Origin of the sequence: Rhodococcus sp. (in: high G+C Gram-positive bacteria), from assembly GCF_049591685.1 — a bacterium.
Taxonomy (GTDB): domain Bacteria; phylum Actinomycetota; class Actinomycetes; order Mycobacteriales; family Mycobacteriaceae; genus Rhodococcoides.
Map to the genome: position 1 here is coordinate 1 of NZ_JBAWFH010000510.1, position 8,816 is coordinate 8,816.

At 65.9% G+C, this 8,816-nt stretch carries 9 protein-coding genes; all 9 read left to right on the forward strand.

The genetic code is table 11. The annotated features are described in order from the left end of the window. Positions 1-48: 48 nt before the first annotated feature. Positions 49-1,086 carry a bifunctional diaminohydroxyphosphoribosylaminopyrimidine deaminase/5-amino-6-(5-phosphoribosylamino)uracil reductase RibD gene (gene ribD, locus WBQ44_RS20885; protein ID WP_495568587.1) on the forward strand — a complete coding sequence of 346 codons (1,038 nt, stop codon included), beginning with the start codon at positions 49-51 and terminating at the stop codon, positions 1,084-1,086. 8 nt (positions 1,087-1,094) lie between these two features. Then, positions 1,095-1,706 carry a riboflavin synthase gene (locus WBQ44_RS20890; protein ID WP_495568579.1) on the forward strand — a complete coding sequence of 204 codons (612 nt, stop codon included), beginning with the start codon at positions 1,095-1,097 and terminating at the stop codon, positions 1,704-1,706. Between the two features lie 81 nt (positions 1,707-1,787). Beyond that, a complete protein-coding gene (locus tag WBQ44_RS20895) occupies positions 1,788-3,104 on the forward strand; it encodes a bifunctional 3,4-dihydroxy-2-butanone-4-phosphate synthase/GTP cyclohydrolase II (RefSeq protein ID WP_495568580.1) in 1,317 nt (438 codons plus the stop codon). Beyond that, positions 3,101-3,598: a 6,7-dimethyl-8-ribityllumazine synthase gene (gene ribH / locus WBQ44_RS20900; protein WP_495568581.1), complete on the forward strand. Its 498-nt coding sequence runs from the start codon at positions 3,101-3,103 to the stop codon at positions 3,596-3,598. The genes WBQ44_RS20895 and ribH overlap by 4 nt, the downstream gene beginning before the upstream one ends. Beyond that, positions 3,595-4,050, forward strand: coding sequence for a PH domain-containing protein (locus WBQ44_RS20905; RefSeq protein WP_495568582.1), 456 nt, complete (start codon positions 3,595-3,597; stop codon positions 4,048-4,050). Before ribH ends, WBQ44_RS20905 begins: the two co-directional genes overlap by 4 nt. Before the next feature lie 48 nt (positions 4,051-4,098). Further along, positions 4,099-6,402: an excinuclease ABC subunit UvrC gene (gene uvrC, locus WBQ44_RS20910; protein WP_495568583.1), complete on the forward strand. Its 2,304-nt coding sequence runs from the start codon at positions 4,099-4,101 to the stop codon at positions 6,400-6,402. Then, complete coding sequence (gene rapZ / locus WBQ44_RS20915; RefSeq protein WP_495568584.1) at positions 6,399-7,337, forward strand: RNase adapter RapZ; 939 nt, start codon at positions 6,399-6,401, stop codon at positions 7,335-7,337. The genes uvrC and rapZ overlap by 4 nt, the downstream gene beginning before the upstream one ends. Next, positions 7,334-8,368: a gluconeogenesis factor YvcK family protein gene (locus tag WBQ44_RS20920; protein WP_495568585.1), complete on the forward strand. Its 1,035-nt coding sequence runs from the start codon at positions 7,334-7,336 to the stop codon at positions 8,366-8,368. The genes rapZ and WBQ44_RS20920 overlap by 4 nt, the downstream gene beginning before the upstream one ends. Further along, positions 8,359-8,816: DNA-binding protein WhiA (whiA, locus tag WBQ44_RS20925; protein WP_495568586.1), on the forward strand; the 458-nt coding region annotated here is incomplete at its 3' end. The genes WBQ44_RS20920 and whiA, both read left to right, overlap by 10 nt.

The following is an 8,816-nucleotide window of genomic DNA, read 5'->3' on the forward strand; positions in this document are numbered from 1 at the left end:
CGCGCTGCGTGCTCAGGCCGCCGGGGCGTCGAAGCACCTGTCGCTGTAATGACGCGGGAGGGTTCTGTCACCGAGGACGAAGCGATGGCCGTCGCCATCCAGGCGTCGGAAGCAGCGCGTGGGCGAACCAGTCCCAACCCGCCGGTCGGGGCAGTCGTTCTCGACGTCGACGGCGCGGTGGTCGGCGTCGGGTCCACACGACCGCCGGGCGGGCCGCACGCGGAAATCGTCGCGCTGCAACGAGCCGGTCACAAGGCGCGGGGTGGGACCGCGGTGGTCACGCTCGAACCGTGCAATCACACCGGCCGAACCGGACCGTGTTCACGAGCACTCATCGAGGCAGGTATCGCCAAGGTCGTCTTCGCCGTAGCCGATCCGAACCCGCTCGCCGAGGGCGGGGCGCGCACCCTCTCCGATGCGGGAATCATCGTCGAAGCGGGTCGATCCGCCGACGCGGTCGCATCGGGTCCGTTGCGAGCCTGGCTGCACAAGCAACGCACCGGACGGCCCCACGTCACACTCAAATACGCCGCGAGCCTGGACGGTCGCAGTGCTGCCGCCGACGGCACGAGCAAATGGATCACCGGCCCCGACGCTCGTGCCCACGTGCACGCTCAGCGGGCAGCGCTCGACGCCATCATCGTGGGAACCGGGACTGTCGATGCCGACGACCCGCTGCTCACCGCGCGGTTTCCCGACGGCTCCGATGCGCCGCATCAACCAGTGCGGGTGGTCGTCGGCGAACGCGTGGTCCGGGCCGACGCCAAGGTTCGCAATGCCGACGCGCCGACGCTGTTCGTCCGCAGCCGAGATCCACGTGCGGTACTCGACGCTCTCGGTGAGCACACCGATGTTCTCGTCGAAGGCGGGCCGACGGTCGCCGGCGCTTTCCTCGCAGCCGGCCTCGTCGATCGAATCGTCGCGTACATCGCACCCGTCGTGCTCGGCGCCGGTAGCGCTGCGGTGGAGAATGCCGGCGTCGGAACAATCTCCGATGCCAAGAGGTTCTCGATCGAGAGCGTCGAAACTATCGGAACGGACATCGTCGTCAGCGCGGTGCCCGTCCGTACAGCCGAACAGGAGTGACGAGCGTCATGTTCACGGGAATAGTCGAAGAACTCGGCGAAGTGGTCGGCAAGGAAGAACTGGCCGACGCGGCGCGCTTCACGGTGAAGGGGCCGATCGTCACCTCCGACGCGCGCCACGGCGACTCGATCGCCGTCAACGGCGTGTGCTTGACGGTCGTCGACGTGCTTGCCGACGGCGCCTTCACCGCGGACGTCATGCAGGAAACTCTGAACCGGTCGTCTCTCGCGCGGCTCGGCGTCGGCAGTGCCGTCAACCTCGAGCGCGCCGCGGCGCTGGGCAGTCGACTCGGTGGCCACCTCGTGCAGGGCCACGTCGACGGCACCGGAACCGTGGTAAGCCGCTCGCCGTCCGAGAACTGGACGGTAGTTCGTGTTTCCATGCCGACGTCGGTGGCTCGCTATGTGGTCGAGAAGGGGTCGATCACCGTGGACGGTGTTTCCCTGACGGTGTCCGGCCTCGGGCAGGAATCCGACGGCCAGCATTGGTTCGAGATCTCCCTCATTCCCACGACGCTCGACCTGACGACGCTGGGTCGCTCGGACGTCGGAACTCCGGTCAACCTCGAGGTCGACGTCATCGCCAAATACGTGGAGCGCCTGCAGACCCTCGCCACCTAGCAGCGGGACCGGAAAGTAGTGTTGAGGTGTATCCGCACCGCACGTGTCAGGGCGCGGAACGAGACGTATGGAGCGTAGGACGTGACAAGGTTCGACAGTATCGAGCGTGCGGTTGCCGACATCGCCGCAGGCAAAGCCGTGGTCGTCGTCGACGACGAGGATCGCGAGAACGAAGGCGATCTGATCTTCGCCGCCGAGAAGGCGACACCCGAACTCGTCGCGTTCATGGTGCGCTACACCTCCGGCTACCTGTGCGTGCCACTCTCCGGCGACGACTGTGACCGGCTCGGTCTCCCTCCCATGTTTGCCACCAATCAGGACAAGCACGGCACCGCGTACACCGTCACGGTCGACGCTCGTGAGGGCATCGGAACGGGAATTTCGGCCTCCGACCGGGCCGCGACGATGCGCCTCCTTGCCGACCCGAACACCGGTGCGGGCGACTTCACCCGTCCGGGCCACGTCGTCCCGCTTCGCGCGAAGGACGGGGGTGTTCTTCGTCGCCCCGGACACACCGAAGCTGCCGTCGACCTCGCCCGGATGGCAGATCTCCGTCCCGCAGGCGTCATCTGCGAGATCGTCAGCCAGAAGGACGAGGGCGCGATGGCCCAGACCGAGGAGCTACGGGTGTTCGCCGACGACCACGATCTGGCACTCATCTCCATCGCCGACCTCATCGCGTGGCGACGCAAGCACGAAAAACACGTCGTGCGCGTTGCCGACGCCCGAATTCCGACCGCCCACGGAACATTCCGTGCCGTCGGCTACCAGAGCATCTACGACGAGGTCGAGCACGTCGCTCTCGTTCGCGGCGACATCGCCGGACCGGACGGCGACGGCAGCGACGTCCTGGTCCGCGTGCACTCCGAATGCCTCACCGGAGACGTCTTCGGATCACTGCGCTGCGACTGCGGCCCGCAACTCGACGCTGCCCTGGAGATGATCGCCCAGGAGGGCCGAGGGGTCGTTCTCTACATGCGCGGGCACGAAGGTCGCGGCATCGGATTGCTGCACAAGTTGCAGGCATACCAGCTTCAGGACGCCGGGTCGGACACCGTCGACGCAAATCTCCAGCTCGGCTTGCCCGCCGACTCCCGCGATTACGGCATCGGCGCGCAAATTCTCGTAGACCTCGGCATCTCGACGATGCGATTGCTCACCAACAACCCCGCCAAACGCGTCGGCCTCGACGGTTACGGCCTGCACGTCACCGAGCGGGTTCCGATGCCGCTCCGCGCGAACGCGGAGAACCTGACCTACCTTCGCACCAAGCGCGACCGGATGGGCCACGATCTCGTCGGCCTCGACGACTACGAATCGACCATTCCTGCGCCGGCGCCCAATTCGTTCCCCGGCCACACGGCCGGGTCGGATCTCGAGTCGGGGGTCAACCCGTGAGCGGCGGAGGCGAACCCATCCTCCAGCTGGACGGAGCAAGCGACCTCAAGGTGGCCATCGTCGCCGGCCAGTGGCACCGGACCGTATCCGAAGCACTGCTGGACGGTGCCAAGGCCAGGATCGAGCAGGCCGGGGTCACCGAGGTGACGGTGGTGCGCGTCGCAGGCGCCATCGAACTACCCGTCGTTGCACAAACTCTGGCGCGCAACCACGACGCCGTCGTTGCTCTCGGTGTCGTGATCCGGGGAGGCACACCGCATTTCGAGTACGTCTGCGATGCCGTCACCGCTGGGCTGACGCGCGTGTCCCTGGACGAGGGCACGCCGGTCACGAACGGCGTGCTCACCACCGATACCGAACAGCAGGCTCTCGACCGATGTGGACTCCCCGGGTCCAGGGAGGACAAGGGTGCGCAGGCGGCTGCGGCTGCCATCGACACCGCGCTTACGCTCAAGCACCTTCGGCAGCCGTGGACCAACCAGGAATTCCGATGAGCGAGTCCGGTCGCTGGGACCTCGAGGTTCGGTCCAAGAAGTCGGCGCGATACGCGATCGCTGCCGCTGTGCTGTTGGTCGTTGCGCACACCACGGTGGCCATCCTGCTGCGGGTGTCGCCGACCGGCGTGTACTTTCGCACAGCCGATCAAGTAGCGCTCGCCGGCATCGGCGTGCTTCTCGGAGGTATCGCACTGCTGCTGACGCGTCCCCGCCTACGAGTGGGCGTCGAGGGCGTCGCTGTACGCAACATCCTGGGTGAGCGTCTCATCGAGTGGGACCTGGTGCAGGGATTGTCGTTCCCCGACGGTGCGATGTGGGCACGTGTCGACATCCCCGACGACGAGTTCATCTCCGTGATGGCCATTCAATCGAACGACCGGCAACACGCGGTCGACGCAGTCCGCGCATTCCGTGCTCTGGAAGCCAGATACGCGGGCGCCGACAGGTGATCGGGCACTCGGTGAATCCCGTCGGTGCCTGCGACTAGCCTGGAATCTGTGTCCGACCCAACTACATACCGCCCGGCAACCGGAACCATCCCGGTCGAGCCCGGCGTGTACAAATTTCGTGATCCGCACGGACGCGTGATCTACGTTGGCAAGGCCAAAAGCCTGCGCAGCCGACTCAATTCGTACTTTGCGGATATCTCTTCGCTGCACCCTCGTACCCGGCAGATGGTCACCACCGCCGCGTCCGTGGAGTGGACTGTCGTCACCACCGAAGTGGAGGCCCTACAGCTCGAGTACAACTGGATCAAGGAGTTCGATCCCCGCTTCAACGTCCGCTATCGGGACGACAAGAGCTACCCGATGCTCGCGGTCACCATGAACGAAGAGTTCCCGCGGCTGTTCGTCTACCGGGGACCTCGCCGCAAGGGTGTCCGCTACTTCGGACCCTATGCCCATGCGTGGGCCATTCGCGAGACGCTGGACCTGCTTCTTCGGGTGTTTCCCGCTCGAACGTGCTCGGCGGGCGTGTTCAAACGACACGGGCAGATCGGTCGCCCGTGCCTCCTCGGCTACATCGACAAGTGCTCCGCGCCGTGCGTCGAGCGAGTCACGGCAGCCGAGCATCGGCAAACCGTCGAGGACTTCTGCGACTTCCTCTCCGGCAAGACGGACAAGCTCGTCCGCCAGATCGAAAAGCGAATGCAGGATGCGGCCGAAGATCTGGACTTCGAGACGGCCGCCCGTCTTCGTGACGACGTCGGTGCACTCAAGCGCGCTCTGGAGAAGCAGGCCGTGGTGCTCGGTGACGGAACCGATGCCGACCTCGTTGCGTTCGCCACCGACCCGCTCGAAGCGGCGGTGCAGGTGTTCCACGTGCGAGGCGGACGTGTCCGCGGCCAACGGGGCTGGGTGGTCGAGAAGGCAGGCGAGGTGGTCGAGCAACAGCGCGGCGACCAATCGGACCTTCCTGCCCTCGTCGAGCAATTCCTGACCCAGTTCTACGGGCAGGAGGCCGCACTGTCCCAGCAAACGCCGGGCAACGAGGACGGAAGTGCCAACGCGGTGCCCCGCGAGGTCCTCGTCCCCGTCCTCCCTGCCAACGCGGACGAGGTGCAGCAATGGCTCTCCACACTGCGGGGCTCGAACGTGCAGTTGCGCGTGCCCCAACGCGGAGACAAGAAGGCGCTCGCGGAAACCGTCGAGCGCAACGCGAAAGAGGCACTGCAGCAGCACAAGCTCAAGCGGGCGGGAGATTTCACGTCGCGATCGGCCGCACTGCAGGGCATCCAAGAGGCACTCGATCTCGATTCCGCGCCGCTTCGCATCGAGTGCATCGACATCTCGCACGTGCAGGGCACCGATGTCGTGGCGTCGCTGGTCGTGTTCGAGGACGGGTTGCCGCGCAAGAGCGACTACCGGCACTACGCCATCAAGGAAGCCGCAGGCGACGGGCACTCCGACGACGTGGCCAGCATCGCCGAGGTCACGCGTCGACGGTTCCTGCGGCACAGCGCAGACGCAGGTGATTCCGTCGAGGCGGGTTCCGGGGGAGATCTGTCACCCGAGGCGGCGTTGGATCCGACCACCGGCCGGCCTCGTCGATTCGCCTACCCGCCCAACCTGTTCGTGGTCGACGGTGGCGCACCGCAGGTCGCTGCGGCCGCCGAAGTTCTCGACGAACTCGGCGTCACCGATGTCGCCGTCGTGGGCCTCGCCAAGCGCCTCGAGGAGGTCTGGGTGCCGGGAGAATCCGATCCGGTGATCCTTCCCCGCACCAGCGAGTCGCTGTACCTGTTGCAGCGCGTACGCGACGAAGCACACCGATTCGCCATCACGTTCCACCGCAGCAAGCGATCGCGCCGCATGACGGCGTCTGCGCTCGACTCGGTTCGTGGATTGGGCGACACCCGACGAAAAGCGTTGGTCACTCACTTCGGTTCCGTCGCCAAATTGAAGCAGGCGACCGTTACCGAGATCACCGAGGTACCCGGCATCGGCGCGACGACAGCCAAGGCCGTTCTGGATGCGCTGGGAGCAAGCGACCCGGAGGTGCTGGGAGCAAGCGACCCGGAGGTGCTGAGAGCAAGCGACCCGAAGGTGCTGGGAGCAAGCGACCCGGATGCGCCGGGAGCAGGAGACCCGGATCGTTCGGGAGCGCCCGAGGCGCAGGTGGTGAATGATGGGTCCCAGGACGTCGACTCGAACGATGCAGGCGTCGGGGACGGGGCCGCGAATCCGGCGGACGGCGTGACGAGTCCGGCGGACGGCGTGATGAGTCCGGCGGACGGCGTCGTACATCGGGAGTTTCGGGGTCAGCACGAGACAACTTCGACAGGGCAGGCTTTGACGTGAGCGAATCGGACATTCAGCACGCCGACGTCCGACCCGACGCCGAGGACACGGCGCTACCTTCACACGAGATCGAAGTGGCGCTAGTGACGGGGCTGTCCGGGGCGGGTCTGCGTACGGCGGCGAAGGTTCTCGAAGATCTGGGCTGGTACGTCGCAGACAATCTGCCGCCCGAGCTGATCTCGAAGATGATCGATCTGGGGCTCGAATCCGAACCGCGTATCGAGCGGCTGGCGCTGGTGATGGATGTGCGCAGTCGGTTGTTCACCGGTGATCTGGGGTGGGTGGTTCGCGAGCTGGACTCGAAGGGGGTACGCAATCGGGTGCTGTTTCTCGACGCCACCGACGCCGTCCTCATTCAGCGCTTCGAGTCCAACCGTCGTAGTCACCCGTTGCAGAAGGACGGCCTCGACGGCACCTTGACCGAGGGCATCGCGGCGGAGCGGTTGCGGCTCGCTCAGGTTCTGGCTGCTGCAGACGTGACCATCGATACGACTTCGCTGTCCGTTCATCAGCTCCGTCGGAAGATCGAAGCATCGTTCAGCGGTTCGGATACCGCGATGATCGGTGTGACGGTGCAATCGTTCGGTTTCAAGTACGGTCTGCCGATCGATGCAGACGTGGTGTGCGACGTGCGTTTTCTGCCCAATCCGCACTGGGTACCGGAGCTGCGAGACCATACGGGCCGCGAGCCTGCCGTTCGCGATTACGTATTGAAACAGGACGGCGCCGTCGATTACCTGAACACGTTCGAGCACCTGCTGCAACTGACGGTCGACGGGTACCGCCGTGAGGGCAAGAGCTACATGACGGTCGCCGTGGGGTGCACCGGCGGCAAGCACCGGAGCGTGGCCATGACCGAAGCACTGGCGGGGATGCTGGACGGACACGACGATTTGTCGGTGCGTGTGTTGCACCGAGACATGGGCCGCGAATGACGCCCGAATCCATTGGCCCGACGCCGGTCACATCCACGGACATGAAGATCGTGGCGCTCGGGGGCGGCCACGGACTGTACGCAACGCTGAGTGCGGCACGGATGCTGGCGTCCGATGTCACCGCGGTGGTCACCGTCGCCGACGACGGTGGCTCTTCGGGGCGCTTGCGCGCGGAGCTGGGAATGCTGCCGCCCGGTGATCTCCGGATGGCGCTCGCGGCGCTGTCGTCCGAGGATCCACGGACCCGCATGTGGGCGAACGTGTTGCAACATCGATTCGGAGGCTCCGGCGCCCTGGCAGGCCATTCGGTGGGCAATCTGATCCTTGCCGGCCTCACCGAGGTGCTCGGCGACACGGTTCTCGCGCTCGACGAGGCAGCACGCTTACTGAATATCGAAGGACGAGTCGTGCCGATGGCGCCGATTCCGCTGGACATCGAGGCGGACGTGTCCGGGCTCGAAGACGATCCTCGGGTCAGCCGCGTCATTCGCGGGCAGGTGGCCGTCGCGACGACTCCCGGCAAGGTACGGCGAGTGCGTCTGCTGCCGCCGGACCCGCCGGCGACACCCGAAGCCGTTGCCGCGATCGATGCGGCCGACCTCGTCGTGCTCGGTCCCGGATCGTGGTTTTCGAGTGTCATTCCGCACGTGCTCGTGCCTCAGTTGCTCACGGCGCTGGATCGTTCGCCCGCACATAAGGTGCTTGTGCTCAATCTTGCGCCCGAGTTGGGCGAGACCACAGGATTCTCCGCCGAGCGGCATCTGCACGTACTGTCCCAACACGCACCTCGATTCGAGGTCGACCACGTGGTCGTCGACTCGGCTTTCGTACCTCCTGGCGGCGAACGGGAGCATCTGGCGCGGGCAGCTGCCCGGCTCGGTGCAGAAGTCGTGTACGTCGACGTCGCCGAATCAGGAACGCACGCACATCATTTCGGAAAGTTGGCTGCGGCTCTCGGCGGCATCGTTTCCTCGCGAAACGACGCCGCAGCGAGTTCGCCGCGCAGAGAGGGGATCACTTCGTGGCCATGACAGCGGAGGTGAAGGACGAGCTCAGCAGGCTCGCGATCACCCAGGTGAGTTGCCGACGCGCCGAGGTGTCGGCGTTGCTGCGATTCGCCGGTGGGCTTCACATCGTTGGAGGACGAGTCGTCGTAGAAGCCGAGGTCGATCTCGGTTCGATTGCCCGGCGGCTACGACGGGAGATCTTCGACCTCTACGGATACTCCTCGGACGTGCACGTCCTCAGTGCCGGTGGTTTGCGCAAGAGTTCGCGCTACATCGTTCGAGTGGCAAAGGACGGTGAGGCACTCGCCCGTCAGACGGGTCTGCTCGACATGCGCGGTCGGCCGGTCCGGGGCCTGCCCGCGCAGGTGGTCGGCGGAACCGTCGGCGACGCCGAAGCCGCTTGGCGCGGTGCGTTTCTGGCCCACGGATCGCTGACGGAACCGGGACGATCGTCCGCGTTGGAAATCAGCTG